The sequence below is a fragment of the Halopseudomonas pertucinogena genome, assembly GCF_014646575.1.
Lineage (GTDB): Bacteria > Pseudomonadota > Gammaproteobacteria > Pseudomonadales > Pseudomonadaceae > Halopseudomonas > Halopseudomonas pertucinogena.
Genome location: NZ_BMNN01000002.1, coordinates 463,419 through 478,747, shown reverse-complemented (window position 1 = coordinate 478,747; position 15,329 = coordinate 463,419). Strand labels below are relative to the sequence as shown.

Below are 15,329 nucleotides of genomic sequence, written 5' to 3'. Positions count from 1 at the left end.
GCAACCGATTGTAGGCCGGACGCGTGGCGAGCAGAAGCCCGATGGCGGACTTTTCCCGTTCCCGACAGTAATCAGGCAGCGCTTCGGAACACGCTGCGTGTGGTTTGATCCAGGCTGTCCAGCCAGCCGTATTGCTGGTCCAGGGAAGCGGATGCTCGATCATCCGCCTGCTCAAGAAGGGGCTGCAGTGTGTCCGCCAGTCTGATGTCCCACCTGTTCTCTCTGGAAGCGTAGTTCTGGTAGATCTCTGCACGCCACCTATCCAGTACTTCACGGCCTGCGGCCCCCAGACCCAGGTTGCGCATGTACAGGGACACCTGCTGGGACTGGCTCATCAGGAAGATTGCCGTTCCGGCATGCTCCAGCAGCTCCTCCTTCTTCTCAGGAGCCTCGAGCATGGCCACGTGCACCATCTTGTCAATCACCAGGCCGATGCTTCGGGCAAGCTGGACCGGGGAAGCACGATCATGGCGGTTTTTCAGCAGATATCGCTCAAGGTCGCTGTCGAACAGTCGGTCGGGATTGTCCGGATCCTTCAGCGCGGGCCGTTTGGGTATCAGGGTGAACAGCAGAGCTAGTATCGCCGCACCTATGGCAAGTGAGAGGCAGCGTTCTATGGCAAATCCCATGTCCACCATGACTATGTTCTGCGGCAGCAGAAATACCAGGAAGGATACGTTGAAGCCGATGCTGTAGGCGAAAGTGTGCATGCTGGACATGCCCATGAAACCGAAGAACAGAGGGATGCCCGCCACTACCACCAGCAGTTCCAGCGCGCTGGAGGCCTCGCCCAGGATGCTGGTCGCGACCAGTCCGACCGGCACGGCAATGAGCGTCCCGATGATTATCTGCCGGGTAATGGCGGCGGGGTGGGGCGCCTTGCACAGCGCCACGCTGTATACGACAGGAACGATCGCCATGAGAAAACCATTGTTCCAGCCCATCGCGTACCACAGCGTATAGGTGATGAGAAACAGTGTCATGGCGCGAAGGCCGGTGCGGATGCTGTTCTTGATCTGCGGGTAGCGCCTCACCCGCACGCCTTTGACGTCGACCTTTTCCGAGCGCAGCAGACTGATGTACATATGCACGAACTCGCGCAGATCCCGGGCGAGCAGCGAGATTCGTCCCTTACCCAGCTGCTCCTCCGCCGACTGGTCCGCCCCGCCGTCTGAGCTGCACCGGGTCTCGATGAAGCGGTCCAGCGGCTCCAGATCCGCCGAATCAAGCCGCTCGCCCTTGGCCTGTAATGTCTTCGCCACGCCTTCGAGCTCACGGAGCAGGGCGATCATCCGCAGCGAACGGGTGGAGGTGGTTCGGAGCAGGATGTACACATGGGTGCAGACCCTGATCGCCAGCAGGTTCATCTTCCGCGCTACGCGGGCCCCCCGGCGGCCCCACATTCCCTCGAAATCACAATGGTCGGCCAGGTCGGAATATTCGATGATGCCCGCGTAGACCGCGGCAAAGTCCTGCTTTCTCTGTTTCGCCGGCAACTTGAAGTTCTGTGGCAGTGACAGCACCGAGCCGAACAGTCTCCCCGCCGAGCGCCGGAGCTGGTCGGTATCGAATACCGGCCACAGGCTTGCGCTGACGAACGCTGCCCAGATCACGCCGCAGAGGATGGTGCCGACACGGTCGATGAAGGTGCTGATGATGAAGTTGCTGGTCGGGCCGAAGTTGGCAGGTACCACCACCATCAGGCAGACAGTGACCGCGAAGATGGTGCAGCAGAAGGTGAAGTTCGAATCCCGGGTATTGAATGCTGCGGCCGCACCGGCGAATACCAGCACGCTTGCGCCGAGTCCGGCCAGGAGTGGGCTCTGGGCGAAAAAGGCCATCAGAATGACGCCCAGTACTCCCGCGAGCAGGGTACTCAGACACTGGTAGATACACTTCTTCAGGATCTGCGCGTGGGCCGGCGAGAAGAACGAGATCATCCCGGTGATCATCGCCCAGACCGGGCGCTCCATCTGCAGCAGCACGGCAATGAGAAACGCACCCCATACGGAGACACTGAGCTTGATGGCTGTCTTCACCGCCAACTTGTTGCCGAACAGATAGGAATCCAGCACCCGGGTCGTCATCGGCTAACCTCTGCTTTCATGATGGTCAAAACAGCGTCTGCAGGTTCTCGCGCAGCGCATGCATCACCGACCGCTGCTCACTCTGCCGGTCCGGCGCGCTGTGCACCTTCAGCGTGGCGGACATGCCGACGCTCAGCGACAGGTCATCCGGAATATGGGTGATCCGGATATTGACCGGGATGCGTTGCGCCAGCCGCACCCAGGCAAAGGTCGCCTCCACGGAAGGGAGCTGCTGATTGCCGGGCGTGGTGTTGGTGTTGGAAATACCGCTGTCTATCGACTCGACCTCGCCTTCGAGCTTCATCTTGCCCGCCATCAGCCAGATATCCACCTTGTCACCCGGGCGAATGGAAGGAATCTTGGTCTCCTCGAAATACCCGGTGACGTAGTAACTGGAATCGCGCACCAGAGCCAGCTGACTGGAGCCCCGAGTAACATAGTCGCCGGGCTCGAGTTCCAGGTTGGTGATCTTGCCGCTGACAGGCGCCCGGTATACGGTGCGCTCAAGGTCCAGCCTGGCATTGTCCCAGGCGGCCTTGGCCTGGATATAGGCCGCCTCGCTTTCGAGCATGTCCAGGCGCGCAGTATCGATTTCCTCGCGACTGACCGCGCCCTTTCTGAGACGCTTGCGGCGCTCGTACACGTTGGAGCTGCGCTGCCAGGCAATCTTCGCGCTGTTCATCTGCGCCTCGGCAAGCTCCAGTGCCACCTGGTATCGAGCGTCATCCACGGTGAAGAGAACGTCGCCCGCTTTCACCTGCTGGGCGTTATGTGCGTTCATCTCCTTGATCCAGCCGGACACGTCCGGTGCGATATTGACGACCTCGGCTCGCACCCGGCCATCCCGGGTCCAGGGTGTGTACATGTAGCGGTCCCATATGTAGATGGCGACGAGGACGATCCCGCATAGCAGGACCAGTGTCAGGGCAGCATTAGCCGTTCTTTTCATTGATATCTCTCAAAAGCTGATACTTACCAGGGAAGCCAGAATCCCCATGAACATCAGCATGCTCATGAGACTCTCGTTATGCTGCATGGAATAGGGGATGACCCGGTCGATGATGCGTACAGCAAAACTGGTGATGGCCAGAGCGATAACCACCATCAGGAACAGGGGGCTGAACAGGAGCCCAAAGAAATTGGATTCATGTATCGGCATTCACTTTTACTCAGTTTGATGAGCCAACCCGGCGTGGACGTCCCTGGTGCGTGAGCGTGGACAGAGAAAGTAGGGCCCGTCGCTCCTGCTTGTCAGTTGGCGAGGGCGAATAGGCCGGGGAAGGTTGTTGCGTTAACAGATAGTTGACGATGACAACCTTAAGTGGTGAGGTTGACAGTGTCAATTAAATGGGTCGATTTGCCGCAGGTGGGCCTGGCTGCCGTGGCGTCAGTGAGGGGAACGCGATGTCCGGGCCGGGTTCCCGGACTGGCGGATCAGGGACGGGAGATGCCGTTATCGCCTTCCGGCGACAGGCGACGCAACTGCTCCTCGCGGATGTGTCGCAGGTAGTTGCGGAACAGGGTGCCGAGCACCTGGGTGGCCGCAGCGATTTCCTCTTCGCTCATTTCTTCGGTCAGGCGGTCGCTGGCGTCCATGGCGGCGTCCTGCCCGTTCACGGCGGCCATCTTCAGCATGATGTAGGCCTGGGGCAGGTTGCGCTCCACGCCTTCGCCGGTGGCATGCATCAGCCCCAGCCGGTATTGCGCGTCCGGGTGCCCCTGGATGGACGCGCGTTCGTACCACTTCATTGCCAGGGGCAGGTCCCGTTCGGTGCGCTCGCCATGATAGTAGAGCTCACCCATCTCGAACTGGGCCTGCATGTCCTCGGCTTCGGCCATTTCCAGGCAGTTCTCCAGCGCCAGCGGCAGGCTTTCATCATCGACGCGATTGAACGCGCAGCGCTCCTCGGTGCTGATCAGCAGCGGCTCCTGGCTCTGGGCCAGGGCACTTGAACTGGCCACTGCGAGGGTCAGGGCACAGAGCAGGGCAAGTGGTCGGACAGGGCTGTGCATGGCGATTCCATGGGCTGGTGGCAGATGTTCATTGTGCGCCGGATTGTCGCTGGCGCCAACCGCCCGCCAATGCGGGGCGGCTGGCATCGGTGGCTCGCCTCAGAGCGCGGCGAAGGCGCGCTCGGCGGCATCCAGGGTCAGCTGCAGCTCGGCTTCGCCATGGGCGATCGAGGTGAAGCCGGCCTCATAGGCGCTGGGTGCGAAATAGACCCCCTGCTCCAGCATCAGATGGAAGAAACGGCTGAAGCGCTCCGCATCACTGGCCATGACATCCTCGAAGGTCTGGATGGCGTCGGCACCGCTGAAGTAAAGGCCGAACATGGCACCGACCTGAGTGGTGACGAAGGGCACGCTGGCCGCATCGGCGCGGTCCTGCAGGCCTTGCAGCAGACGGCTGGTGTATTCGCTCAGCTCATCGTGGAATCCGGGGCGGCTGATCAGCCTGAGCGTGGTCAGGCCGGCGGCCATCGCCAGCGGATTACCGGACAGGGTGCCGGCCTGGTAGACCGGGCCCAGCGGAGAAATCTGTTCCATGATCTCGCGCTTGCCACCGAAGGCACCCACCGGCATGCCGCCGCCGACGATCTTGCCGAAGGTGGACAGGTCAGGGGTGACACCGAAATGCGCCTGGGCACCGCCCAGGGCGACGCGAAAGCCGGTCATCACCTCATCGAAGATCAGCACCACGCCATACTCGTCGCAGACCTCGCGCAGACCTTCGAGGAACCCCGGCACCGGCGGAACACAGTTCATGTTGCCGGCCACCGGCTCGACGATGATGCAGGCGACATCCTTGCCCACCGTGCTCAGGGTTTCACGTACCGCAGCGATGTCGTTGTAGGGCAGGGTCAGGGTGTGCTGGGCAAAGGCCGCCGGCACGCCCGGGGAGCTGGGTACACCGAAGGTCAGTGCGCCGGAGCCGGCCTTGACCAGCAGGCTGTCGGAATGACCGTGGTAACAGCCTTCGAACTTGATGATGGTGTCACGGCCGGTATAGCCGCGGGCCAGACGGATGGCGCTCATGGTTGCCTCGGTACCGGAGCTGACCATGCGCACCATGTCCATGGAGGGCACCAGCGAGCACACCAGCTCGGCCATTTCGGTTTCCATGGCGGTGGGTGCACCATAGGACAGGCCGTGCTCCAGCTGGCGACGGACCGAGTCCAGTACCTCCGGGTGCCCATGACCGAGAATCATCGGGCCCCAGGAACCGACGTAGTCCACATAGCGCCTGTCGTCCTCATCGATGATGTAGGCGCCTTCGGCATGCTTGATGAACAGCGGACTGCCGCCGACGCTGCGGAAGGCGCGTACCGGAGAGTTGACGCCACCGGGGATGTGTTTCTGGGCACTGGCAAAAAGATCTTCGGAGCGGGACATGGTTATCTCTCAATTCATGAATAAGGTGTGGAAGGCCCGGGCGCGGCGTTGCACCTCTGCAGCGGATTCGGCGCCGAACAGACCGTGGACCACGGCCAGCAGATCGGCGCCTGCTTTCAGCAGCGGGGGTGCGCGGTCCACGGTAATACCACCGATGGCCACGATGGGCAGGCTGAAGCGCTGGCGCGCCCGGGTCAGCAACTCGGAGGTGGCAGCCGGTGCGCCGGGCTTGGTTTCCGACTGGAAGAAACGGCCGAAGGCGATATAGCTTGCCCCGGCCTCGATAGCCTCGGCGGCATAGTCCAGATCGGCCTGACAGGTTGCGCCGATGATAGCCTGGGGGCCCAGCTGCTCGCGGGCCTCGCGCAGAGAGCCGTCGTCACGGCCCAGGTGTACACCGACCTGCAGTTCGCTGGCCAGCGCCAGATCATCATTGATCAGCAGCTGCGCGCCATGGCGCTGGCACAGCTCCTTGAGCTGGGCGGCTTCCTCCAGCCGCCGCCCGGCATCGCCACTCTTGTCCCGGTATTGCAGCAGACGTGCGCCACCGGTGAGGGCAGCCTCGACATAAGGCACCAATCTGCCGTCAGCGAGCAGGGCGCTGTCGGTAATGGCGTAGAGCCCGCGCAGGGTCATTGGCAGAAATCCAGCGGCAGGCGGCGGGGAATATATTGTCCCTTGCCGGGATGGTCCGCGTCGCGCAGGGTGCGCCAGGTGTAATCCAGCGCCGTTTCCACCGCGCTGACCAGCTCCTCGCCCAGCGCCAGCCGGCCGGCGAGGGTGCTGGCCAGGGTGCAGCCGGAGCCGTGGTACTCGCCGGGCAGCCGGGCGCAGGTAAAGGTGTGCTGGCTGCCGTCCTGGCAGTACAGGCGGTTATGCACTTCCTGCTCGGTGCCGTGGCCGCCGGTAATCAGCAGGTTCTGGCAGCGCGGCAGCAGTTTCGCTGCGCATTCGTCGGCCGTGCCCTCGGGCAGTTCGGCAAGGATGCGTGCTTCAGGCAGGTTCGGGGTGGCGATGCGCGCCAGCGGCATGATCTTTTCGCGCATGGCGTAGCCGACCTCGTCCTTGCCCAGTGAGCCACCGCCGCCGGCGCGCAGCACCGGGTCGCAGACCAGTGGCAGGTCAGGGTGAGCCTGCATGATCTCGACCACGGTATCGACCATCTCCAGGCTGCCGAGCATGCCCAGCTTCACCGCAGATACAGGCATGTCATTGAGCACGGCATTGGCCTGAGCCAGCACCCATTCGCGATCCAGCACCCGGAAATCGCTCACGTCCACGGTGTTCTGCACGGTCAGTGCGGTGACCGTCGGAGCGGCATGGCAGCCCTGGGCAATCAGGGCCTCGATATCCGCCTGCAGGCCGGCTCCGCCGCTGGGGTCATGGCCGGAAAGACAGAGAACAACGGGGCGAAAAGGAGTAGGCGTAATCATGGGATAAGCTTACCATCAGAGGTCGGGTATCGGTATGGCAGCAGCCTGGGCGCAGGACACAGAGCCCGCACAGGAGTGCCGTTATCGGAAACCGGACACTATAACAACAACCGGCGAGGGAAGCTGCTGATGAAAAGCGTAGACCAATGGTTCGACGAGTATGGCGAAAGCCATCGCAATCCGATAAACAAGCTGGTGCACTGGATCTGTGTGCCGCTGATCACCTTCAGTGTGCTGGGCATCCTCTGGGCGCTGCATCCTGTGGTGGCCGCCACGGTGGTCGGTCTGGCGCTGGCGTTCTATGTCCTGCTGTCATGGCAGCTGGCGCTGGTCATGGCATTGCAGAGTCTGCTCATGCTGTGGGTGTTGAGCTTGATGCCATGGGTGTTCTGGCCGAGTGTCGCCATCTTCGTACTGGCCTGGATCGGGCAGTTCATCGGCCACCAGGTGGAAGGCAAGAAGCCGTCCTTTTTCAAAGACCTGCAATTTCTGCTGATCGGCCCCGCCTGGCTGATGGGCTTTGTCTTTCGCCGGCTGGGCTGGCGCTACTGACCGGCAGGTGCGCTGGCGCCCGGCGCGGCAGCCAGTGCACCGTTCAGAAAGGCTTCCTCGAACAACCGCTGCATCTCGCAACGGGCGATGCGTCCGCGGTATTCCGACTCGCATAACGAAAACAGCACGCCGAAGAACAGGTCCGTCAGCCATCGGTCCGGCACATCTCCGCGCAGTACGCCCTCCTTCTGCCCGCGGGCAAAGAACGCATCCATGCGCTGCTCGAGCGTCACGCATTCTGCCGGTACGTCTCGACTGTCGATGTAGGGCCCGATCTGCGAAATCAGGAACACACAGAACTCCCGCTCCTCGATATGTCTGCTGATCAGCAGACGCAATGCCTCCAGTGGCGGTCGGGCCTCCAGCGAGGCATCCCGCTGAATCTCGGCGATCACGTGAATCGCATGACTGCGGGTGATCTCCACGACCTGCTCCCGGGTGGCAGCGAAACGATACAGGGTGGCGCGACTGACGCCAGCCGCGCTGGCCATTTCCTGCAGGGTGGCGCCCGGATTTTCCGACAGGGTCAGGGCCAGAGAGCGGACGAGCGCTTTTTCGGTTCTGCTGAGGGTCGCTTGGCGGGTCATGGGAATGCTGTTCCGCTCCTGTGGTCTTTGAGATTGCGGTTGAGTGTACCCCAGATGTTAAATGGTCTCATATGAATCAATATTGATTCATATGGACGATGTCAGTAGCATGGCGGCCCTCATTTTGTGCCTGTTTTCCTGTATTCATCCAAGGACATACCCATGTTGGCATTCTGTCGTTCCAGTAACGCCCTTCTCAGCGTTCTTGCCGCCTTTTTGTTAGCCGGCTGCCAAGGGGAAACGGCCGATCAACCTGCCCAGGCGGTGCCGAAGGCTCAGGTGCAGGTAATCGAACCGTCAGACCATATGCTCACCACCGAGTTGCCCGGCCGGATCGAGCCGGCGCGTACAGCGGAAGTCCGCGCACGGGTGCCCGGCATCGTGCTGGAGCGGCTGTTTACCGAGGGCGCCGATGTCAAGGCCGGTGATGTGCTGTTCCGCATCGATCCGCAGCCGCTGGAGGCAGCTGTGGCCGAGGCCCGCGGTGCGCTGGCCCAGGCGGAAGCCAACCTGTTCCAGGCATCCAGCGTGGCGCGGCGTTACGAGGGGCTGGTGGAGAGCCGTGCGATCAGCCAACAGCAGTATGACAACGCAATCGCCGCCCGGAAGAGCGCCGAAGCAGAAAAGCTCAGCGCCGAGGCAGCGCTGAAGACGGCCGAACTGAACCTGGGCTGCGCCACGGTAACCGCGCCGATCGACGGGCGCATCGGCCGGGCGCTGGTGACCGAGGGTGCCCTTGTCGGTCAGGGGGAGGCTACGCCGATGGCCCGCATTCAGCAGCTCGACCCCATATATGCCGACTTCACCCAGTCGGTGGACGAGTTGCTGCGGTTGCGTGCTGCTGTCGCCGAAGGCCGGATCAGGCAGGACGATGACGGCGCGGCGAAGGTGCGTATCACCCTGGGCAAGCAGGGCTATTCGCAGGAGGGGCGCCTGCTGTTCTCGGATGTTTCCGTCGACCCGAGTACCGGCCAGGTGGTGTTGCGCGCCGAGCTGCCGAACCCGGATGCCGTGTTGTTGCCGGGCATGTACGTGCGGGTGCAGACCGAAGTGGGAATGGAAGCATCGGCCATCTTCGTACCCCAGCGCGCGATAGTGCGTGGAACCGACAGCATTGCCCGGGTCCTGGTGGTGGACCGGGAGAACAGGGTGCAACAGCGTGAGGTAGAGCTGGGTGCCATGCGCGGGCGGGACTGGCAGGTGACTGCCGGGCTGGAGCAGGGCGAGCAGGTGATCGTGGATGCGGTGCACAAGTTCCAGCCCGGTGACCAGGTCGAGCCGGTCACTGCCAACTGACGCCCACTGAATCGTACCAAGGGACCAACATGCCACAGTTCTTCATCAATCGCCCCAACTTTGCCTTCGTGGTGGCGATCTTCATCTGCCTGGCCGGTCTGCTGGCGCTGCCGAACCTGCCCGTAGCCCAGTACCCCAACGTCGCACCGCCGCAGATCATGATCTACGCCACCTATCCCGGTGCCTCGGCGACCATTCTCAACGAGAATGTCACCAGCCTCATCGAGGAAGAACTCAACGGGGCCAAGGGGCTGCTCTACTACGAGTCCACCAGCAGCTCCAACGGCATGGCCGAGATCAGCGTCACCTTCGAGCCGGGAACCGATCCGGACCTGGCTCAGGTGGACGTCCAGAACCGCCTGAAGCGGGCCGAGGCGCGTCTGCCCCAGGCGGTGCTGGCGCAGGGCCTGCAGGTGGAGCAGGCCAGCACCAACTTCCTGCTGATCTACGCCCTCAGTTACAAGGAGGGCGACAAAGACCCGGTCGGGCTGGCCGATTACGCCGCGCGTAACATCAACAACGAGATCCGCCGCATTCCCGGGGTCGGCCGGGTGCAGATGTTCTCCTCGGAACGGGCCATGCGGGTCTGGGTCGATCCCTCGCAACTGGTGGGCTACGGTCTGTCGATCGAGGACGTGAACCGTGCCATCGCCGCGCAGAACGTCCAGGTCCCGGCGGGCAGCTTCGGCGAGCAGCCGAGCACCAGCGAGCAGGAGTTGACTGCCACGCTGATCGTGCAGGGCACGCTGGAAACGGTCGAAGAATTCGAGAACATCGTACTGCGCGCCAATCCCGACGGCTCCACCGTGCGTCTGGGCGATGTCGCCCGGGTGGAAATGGGGCGCGAGGAATACCGTTTCAGCTCCCGGCTCAACGGCCGCCCGGCTGCCGCCGCAGCGGTGCAGCTGACTTCCGATGCCAACGCCATCGCCACCGCCGAGGCCGTCAAGCAGCGGCTGGATGAGCTGTCGCAGCTGTTTCCGCCGGACATGGAAGTCAGCATCCCCTACGACACCTCCATCTTCGTTGACGCCGCCATCCAGAAGGTGGTCATGACCCTGGTCGAAGCCATCGTGCTGGTTTTCCTGGTCATGTTCCTGTTCCTGCAGAATCTGCGTTACACCCTGATCCCGACGCTGGTGGTGCCGGTGTGCCTGCTCGGTACCTTTGCGGTGATGTCGGTGCTGGGTTTCTCGATAAACATGATGACCATGTTCGGCATGGTACTGGCGATCGGGATTCTGGTGGACGACGCCATCGTGGTGGTGGAAAACGTCGAGCGGATCATGGCCGAGGAAGGGCTGTCGCCGCTGGAAGCGACCCGCAAGGCGATGAAGCAGATCACCGGGGCCATTGTCGGCATTACCCTGGTACTGTCGGCGGTGTTCTTCCCGCTCGCGTTCATGGGCGGCTCGGTGGGCGTGATCTATGAACAGTTCTCCCTGTCGCTGGCGGTTTCCATCCTGTTCTCCGGGTTCCTCGCCCTGAGCATGACCCCGGCGCTGTGCGTCACATTGCTCAAGCCGGTGCCCAAGGGGCACAAGGACGAGAAGCGCGGCTTCTTCGGCTGGTTCAACCGTCGCTTCGCCGGACTCACCGGCGGCTACAAGCGCACCACCGGCGGGCTGGTGAGCCGCTCCGGCCGGTTCATGCTGGTGTATCTGGTGATTGTCGCCGCACTGGCCTTCACCTTCCTCCGTCTGCCGGAAGCCTTCCTGCCCGCCGAGGATCAGGGCTACCTGATCGTTGACGTGCAACTGCCGCCCGGCGCCACCATCCCCCGGGCAGAAAAGACCGTGGAGGCAATGGAAGAGCACTTCCTGTCCCGGCCGAGCGTCGCAGGCATCGTCTCGATCATGGGCTTCAGCTTTTCCGGCATGGGACAGAATGCGGCGCTGGCCTTCCCGACCTTCAAGGACTGGTCCGAGCGCGACGCCGAAGAATCGGTCGCCGCGGAAAGCCAGCGAGCCAACCAGAGTCTGGCCTCGGTGGCTGACGGCACCATTTTCGCCGTGCAGCCGCCATCCATCGAAGGACTGGGTACCTCGGGTGGCTTCGCCCTGCGCCTGCAGGACCGGGGCGGCCTGGGTCGCGAGGCGATGATCGCCGCGCGCGATGAGCTGTTGCAGAAGGCCAACAGCTCGCCGGTGATTGCCTACGCCATGATGGAAGGTCTCGAAGACGCACCCCAGCTGCGACTGCATGTGGATCGGGACAAGGCCCAGGCGCTGGGTGTCGGCTTCGAAGCCATCAGTGCCACCCTGTCCAGCGCCTTCGGCTCGGCATTCATCAACGAGTTCACCAACTTCGGCCGCATGCAGAAGGTGATAGTGCAGGGCGATGCCGAGCAGCGCATGACCCCGGAGGATGTCGGCAAGCTGTATGTGCCCAACCGCCAGGGTGAACAGGTGCCGCTGTCCGCCTTTGTCGAGACCGAATGGGAGCACGGGCCGGTGCAGTTCGTGCGGTACAACGGATATCCCGCGTTCAAGATCTCCGGCGATTCCGCACCGGGCTACAGCAGCGGCGCCGCCATGGAAGAGATCGAACGGATCGTCAGCGAATTGCCTCGGGGCGTGGGTTACGAGTGGACCGGCCTGTCCTACCAGGAAAAGGTCGCCGGCTCCCAGGCACCCATGCTGCTGGCACTGGCCCTGATCGTGGTATTCCTGCTGCTGGTGGCCCTGTATGAAAGCTGGGCAATTCCGCTGTCGGTGATCCTCATCGTGCCCATCGGCGCGCTGGGGGCTGTACTGGCCGTTACCCTGCTGGGCATGCCCAACGACGTGTACTTCAAGGTCGGACTGATTACCATCATCGGCCTGGCAGCGAAGAACGCCATCCTCATCGTCGAGTTCGCCAAGGACCTGCACGCCGAAGGGCGCAGCCTGCGTGATGCGGCAGTGGAAGCAGCCCGCCTGCGCTTCCGTCCCATCATCATGACCTCGCTGGCGTTCATGCTCGGGGTGCTGCCCCTGGCCATTGCCAGTGGTGCAGGGGCCGCGAGTCAGCGGGCCATCGGCACCGGCGTCATCGGCGGCATGCTCAGCGCCACCCTGCTGGGCGTGCTGTTCGTACCGGTGTTCTTCGTCTGGGTGCTGTCGCGTCGCAGACGGCAGCGCGAGTAACCACAACCGAGCCCTTGAGTGTTCCCGGACCCGCGCAGGTCCAGGGTGTTTTTGGAAGGAGGGCCGAGTTCCATCTCGGCCGTTGGGTTGCTGGCGAGTCCGCTGCGTCGAGATGGAACTCGACGTTCCCAGGTCTAGGTCCAGGTCCAGTCTCGGGGCCGGGGCACGGCGCGGTGCTCTGTTACCGGGTGATGCTCAGCTCCCGCCACTGGCCCGGCTGCAGATCTCCCAACTCCCAATCACCGATCCGCACCCGGACCAGTCTCAGGGTCGGCAGGCCCACCGCGGCCGTCATCCGCCTTACCTGACGGTTGCGGCCTTCACTGATGGTAATGGCCAGCCAGCTGGTGGGAATGTTCCTGCGAAAGCGCACCGGAGGAATGCGCGGCCAGAGCTGCGGCTCGGCAATATGCTCCACCTGCGCCGGACGGGTTGGCCCGTCATTGAGCAGCGGGCCGGCACGCAGCTGATCCAACTGCTCTCTGGTCGGCTCGCCATCCACTTGCACCCAGTAAGTCTTGCTCAGCTTGTGCTTCGGGTCGGTGATGCGTGCCTGCAGACGCCCGTCATTGGTCAGCAGCAACAACCCTTCACTGTCCCGATCCAGTCGCCCAGCCGGGTACACCCCCGGTATGTCCACGAAGTCCTTCAACGTCGCCCGGCCCAGATCATCGGTGAACTGGGTCAGCACATCGAACGGCTTGTTCAGCGCGATCAGCCGAGGCTGCGCCGGGGGCGGTGCGGGCTGGCGCCGGGGTTTGCCGATACGAGACGGCGGGCGGGGCTTGCGGGGAGGCTGTTTCATGGATGCGGATTATAAGCGAGCGGATGGAGCGTAGCTATTTGTGGCCATGGATCGCCACGTTGCGGATGGATGCCCAACGCTCGTAACAACCACGAGGAGTTTGACGAGTTATCAGCCTGCCGCGCTCACAGGCGAGCAGAAATGGATCCATCCGCAGTAAAAAAGTTAATAGGCAGGGGTGGGTATGGCCCATTGCCGAACCGTCTGCGGCCAGGGACGGCCGTAGACGAGCGCCATGGATGGCGGGGTGCGAGTTCGGCAATGGGCCAGACCCATCCCTGCCCACCCCCTATCCCGCAGCAGCGCCCAGCCCAGCGCCCAGCCCAGCGCTCAGCCCAGCCCAGCACCCAGCCCAGCACCAAAGACCAAAAACCTACCAGGCCCCCACCGGCATACTGCGCTCGATCAACCCCCGCACATCCAGACCACCGGGCAAGGTACCAAACGCCCGCCCGCACCCGGCCAGCCGACTGGCCATGAAAGCATCCGACACCGCGGTGTTACCCGCATCCAGCAGCAGCCGCGCCTGCAACGCCACCGCGATATCCTCGGTCAGCTGCCGCGCCCGGTACTGAATATCCGCCTTGTCGGCAAAATGCTCCTTCAGCAGCTCGACATGCCGCTTCAGACGGTCATCCCCAGCGCCATCCTGCAACTCGGTAAACAGCATCTCGTCCAGCCCCGGCTCCCTGGACAACGCCCTGAGCACATCCAGGCACTGCACATTGCCCGAGCCCTCCCAGATAGAGTTGACCGGCGCCTCCCGATACAAACGTGGCAGAATGCTGTCCTCCACATAGCCCGCACCGCCCAGACACTCCTGGGCCTCGTTGATCATCGCCGGCGCCCGCTTGCAGATCCAGTACTTGCCGATGGCCGTAACCAGCCGGATAAAACGCGCCTCATGGGCATCAGCGGTATTATCCAGCGCCGATGCCATGCGCATCGTCAGCGCCAGCGCCGCCTCGCTTTCCAGCGCCAGATCGGCCAGCACGTTCTGCATCAGCGGCTGCTCCACCAATACCCGACCGCTGACCAGCCGATGGGCGCAATGGTGCAGCGCCTGGGTCAGCGCCTGACGCATCAGCGAGCTGGAGCCGATCATGCAATCGAAGCGGGTCATGGCCACCATCTCGATGATGGTCGGTACGCCGCGCCCTTCCTCACCGATCATCCACGCCAGCGCGCCTCGAAATTCCACTTCACTGGACGCGTTGGCCTGATTGCCCAGCTTGTCCTTCAGCCGCTGGATATAGAACTGGTTGCGAGTACCGTCCGGACGGTGACGGGGCAGCAGAAAACAGTTCAGGCCACGGTCCGTCTGTGCCAGGGTCAGAAACGCATCGCACATCGGCGCCGAGCAGAACCACTTGTGGCCGACCAGCTCATAGGCCTGGCCGGGGCCGGCGTTGCCCACCGGCACAGCGCGAGTGGTATTGGCGCGCACATCCGTGCCGCCCTGTTTCTCGGTCATCGCCATACCGATGGTCAGGCCGCGCTTCTGTTCCATCGGCAGATTGCGCGGGTCGTATTCCCGGGACAGGATCTTCGGCAGCCACTTCCCGGCAATGTCCGGCTGCAGGCGCAGCGCCGGCACGCAGGCAAAGGTCATGGTCATCGGGCAGCTGGTCCCGGCCTCGGCCTGGTTGTGCAGGTACATGGTCGCAGCGCGCGCCACGTGTGCGCCGGGGCCGGGAGCGGTCCAGGGCGCACTGGTGATGCCGTGGGCAATTCCGGCGCTCATCAACTGGTGGTAAGCCGGGTGAAATTCCACCGTATCCAGCCGGTGCCCGTAACGGTCGTGACTGTGAAACTCCGGCGGGTAACGGTTGGCCAGAAAGCCTGCCTGCATCAGCTCGCCGCCGGCCAGCTGGCCATAGGCACCCAGCTGCTCGCTGGCCCAGTCGCCGCGATAGCGATGCACCCATTGCTGGAGCGGCAGATCGCAGTGGTAGAGGTTCAGGCCATCCAGCGGAGGGACCTGATTGGTGACTTCATGGGTTTCCGCGTACTGGTGCAGGCTCATGGCTGCCCTCCGGAAATTATTG

At 63.1% G+C, this 15,329-nt stretch carries 13 protein-coding genes; 3 read left to right on the top strand and 10 right to left on the bottom strand.

Features of this window, described 5'->3' with window-relative positions:
• Positions 1-71: 71 nt before the first annotated feature.
• From IEW63_RS07400 to IEW63_RS07370, 7 genes are all read right to left on the bottom strand, one after another.
• On the bottom strand, positions 72-2,087 hold the full coding sequence (locus IEW63_RS07400; RefSeq protein WP_188635960.1) for an FUSC family protein: 2,016 nt from the start codon (positions 2,085-2,087) through the stop codon (positions 72-74).
• 25 nt (positions 2,088-2,112) lie between these two features.
• On the bottom strand, positions 2,113-3,036 hold the full coding sequence (locus IEW63_RS07395; RefSeq protein WP_229710380.1) for an efflux RND transporter periplasmic adaptor subunit: 924 nt from the start codon (positions 3,034-3,036) through the stop codon (positions 2,113-2,115).
• A gap of 9 nt (positions 3,037-3,045) precedes the next feature.
• Positions 3,046-3,246: a hypothetical protein gene (locus IEW63_RS07390; protein ID WP_188635959.1), complete on the bottom strand. Its 201-nt coding sequence runs from the start codon at positions 3,244-3,246 to the stop codon at positions 3,046-3,048.
• A gap of 275 nt (positions 3,247-3,521) precedes the next feature.
• A complete protein-coding gene (locus IEW63_RS07385; RefSeq protein WP_188635958.1) occupies positions 3,522-4,100 on the bottom strand; it encodes a tetratricopeptide repeat protein in 579 nt (192 codons plus the stop codon).
• Positions 4,101-4,199: 99 nt separating this feature from the next.
• The gene (gene hemL / locus IEW63_RS07380) at positions 4,200-5,480 is read right to left on the bottom strand and encodes a glutamate-1-semialdehyde 2,1-aminomutase (RefSeq protein ID WP_188635957.1); all 1,281 of its coding nucleotides are present in this window, start codon (positions 5,478-5,480) and stop codon (positions 4,200-4,202) included.
• A gap of 9 nt (positions 5,481-5,489) precedes the next feature.
• The gene (thiE, locus tag IEW63_RS07375; protein ID WP_188635956.1) at positions 5,490-6,116 is read right to left on the bottom strand and encodes a thiamine phosphate synthase; all 627 of its coding nucleotides are present in this window, start codon (positions 6,114-6,116) and stop codon (positions 5,490-5,492) included.
• Positions 6,113-6,913, bottom strand: a complete 801-nt coding sequence (locus IEW63_RS07370) for a hydroxymethylpyrimidine/phosphomethylpyrimidine kinase (RefSeq protein ID WP_188635955.1) — start codon at positions 6,911-6,913, stop codon at positions 6,113-6,115. Before IEW63_RS07370 ends, thiE begins: the two co-directional genes overlap by 4 nt.
• A gap of 129 nt (positions 6,914-7,042) precedes the next feature.
• Here IEW63_RS07370 and IEW63_RS07365 point away from each other — a divergent pair, with 129 nt between their 5' ends.
• Entirely contained in the window at positions 7,043-7,465 is a 423-nt protein-coding gene (locus tag IEW63_RS07365; protein ID WP_188635954.1) for an Mpo1 family 2-hydroxy fatty acid dioxygenase, read from the top strand.
• Here IEW63_RS07365 and IEW63_RS07360 read toward each other — a convergent pair.
• A complete protein-coding gene (locus IEW63_RS07360; RefSeq protein WP_188635953.1) occupies positions 7,459-8,052 on the bottom strand; it encodes a TetR/AcrR family transcriptional regulator in 594 nt (197 codons plus the stop codon). The genes IEW63_RS07365 and IEW63_RS07360 overlap by 7 nt on opposite strands.
• Before the next feature lie 162 nt (positions 8,053-8,214).
• On the opposite strand from IEW63_RS07360, the gene IEW63_RS07355 reads away from it, so the two are divergent.
• Together IEW63_RS07355 and IEW63_RS07350 are read left to right on the top strand one after the other, a co-directional pair.
• Positions 8,215-9,348 carry an efflux RND transporter periplasmic adaptor subunit gene (locus IEW63_RS07355; protein WP_188635952.1) on the top strand — a complete coding sequence of 378 codons (1,134 nt, stop codon included), beginning with the start codon at positions 8,215-8,217 and terminating at the stop codon, positions 9,346-9,348.
• 29 nt (positions 9,349-9,377) lie between these two features.
• Positions 9,378-12,476 (top strand): multidrug efflux RND transporter permease subunit, encoded by a 3,099-nt coding sequence (locus IEW63_RS07350; RefSeq protein ID WP_188635951.1) that lies wholly within the window; start codon positions 9,378-9,380, stop codon positions 12,474-12,476.
• 181 nt (positions 12,477-12,657) lie between these two features.
• Here the strand turns inward: IEW63_RS07350 and IEW63_RS07345 are convergent, their stop codons facing one another.
• The gene (locus tag IEW63_RS07345; RefSeq protein ID WP_188635950.1) at positions 12,658-13,281 is read right to left on the bottom strand and encodes a pseudouridine synthase; all 624 of its coding nucleotides are present in this window, start codon (positions 13,279-13,281) and stop codon (positions 12,658-12,660) included.
• Positions 13,282-13,654: 373 nt separating this feature from the next.
• Entirely contained in the window at positions 13,655-15,307 is a 1,653-nt protein-coding gene (locus IEW63_RS07340) for an acyl-CoA dehydrogenase family protein (RefSeq protein WP_188635949.1), read from the bottom strand.
• Positions 15,308-15,329 lie beyond the last annotated feature (22 nt).

Bases quoted from the DNA above. Each gene is read 5' to 3' on its own strand.
- IEW63_RS07400 (WP_188635960.1), bottom strand. From the start codon at position 2,087: ATGACGACCCGGGTGCTGGATTCCTATCTGTTCGGCAACAAGTTGGCG.
- IEW63_RS07395 (WP_229710380.1), bottom strand. From the start codon at position 3,036: ATGAAAAGAACGGCTAATGCTGCCCTGACACTGGTCCTGCTATGCGGG.
- IEW63_RS07390 (WP_188635959.1), bottom strand. From the start codon at position 3,246: ATGCCGATACATGAATCCAATTTCTTTGGGCTCCTGTTCAGCCCCCTG.
- IEW63_RS07385 (WP_188635958.1), bottom strand. From the start codon at position 4,100: ATGCACAGCCCTGTCCGACCACTTGCCCTGCTCTGTGCCCTGACCCTC.
- hemL (WP_188635957.1), bottom strand. From the start codon at position 5,480: ATGTCCCGCTCCGAAGATCTTTTTGCCAGTGCCCAGAAACACATCCCC.
- thiE (WP_188635956.1), bottom strand. From the start codon at position 6,116: ATGACCCTGCGCGGGCTCTACGCCATTACCGACAGCGCCCTGCTCGCT.
- IEW63_RS07370 (WP_188635955.1), bottom strand. From the start codon at position 6,913: ATGATTACGCCTACTCCTTTTCGCCCCGTTGTTCTCTGTCTTTCCGGC.
- IEW63_RS07365 (WP_188635954.1), top strand. From the start codon at position 7,043: ATGAAAAGCGTAGACCAATGGTTCGACGAGTATGGCGAAAGCCATCGC.
- IEW63_RS07360 (WP_188635953.1), bottom strand. From the start codon at position 8,052: ATGACCCGCCAAGCGACCCTCAGCAGAACCGAAAAAGCGCTCGTCCGC.
- IEW63_RS07355 (WP_188635952.1), top strand. From the start codon at position 8,215: ATGTTGGCATTCTGTCGTTCCAGTAACGCCCTTCTCAGCGTTCTTGCC.
- IEW63_RS07350 (WP_188635951.1), top strand. From the start codon at position 9,378: ATGCCACAGTTCTTCATCAATCGCCCCAACTTTGCCTTCGTGGTGGCG.
- IEW63_RS07345 (WP_188635950.1), bottom strand. From the start codon at position 13,281: ATGAAACAGCCTCCCCGCAAGCCCCGCCCGCCGTCTCGTATCGGCAAA.
- IEW63_RS07340 (WP_188635949.1), bottom strand. From the start codon at position 15,307: ATGAGCCTGCACCAGTACGCGGAAACCCATGAAGTCACCAATCAGGTC.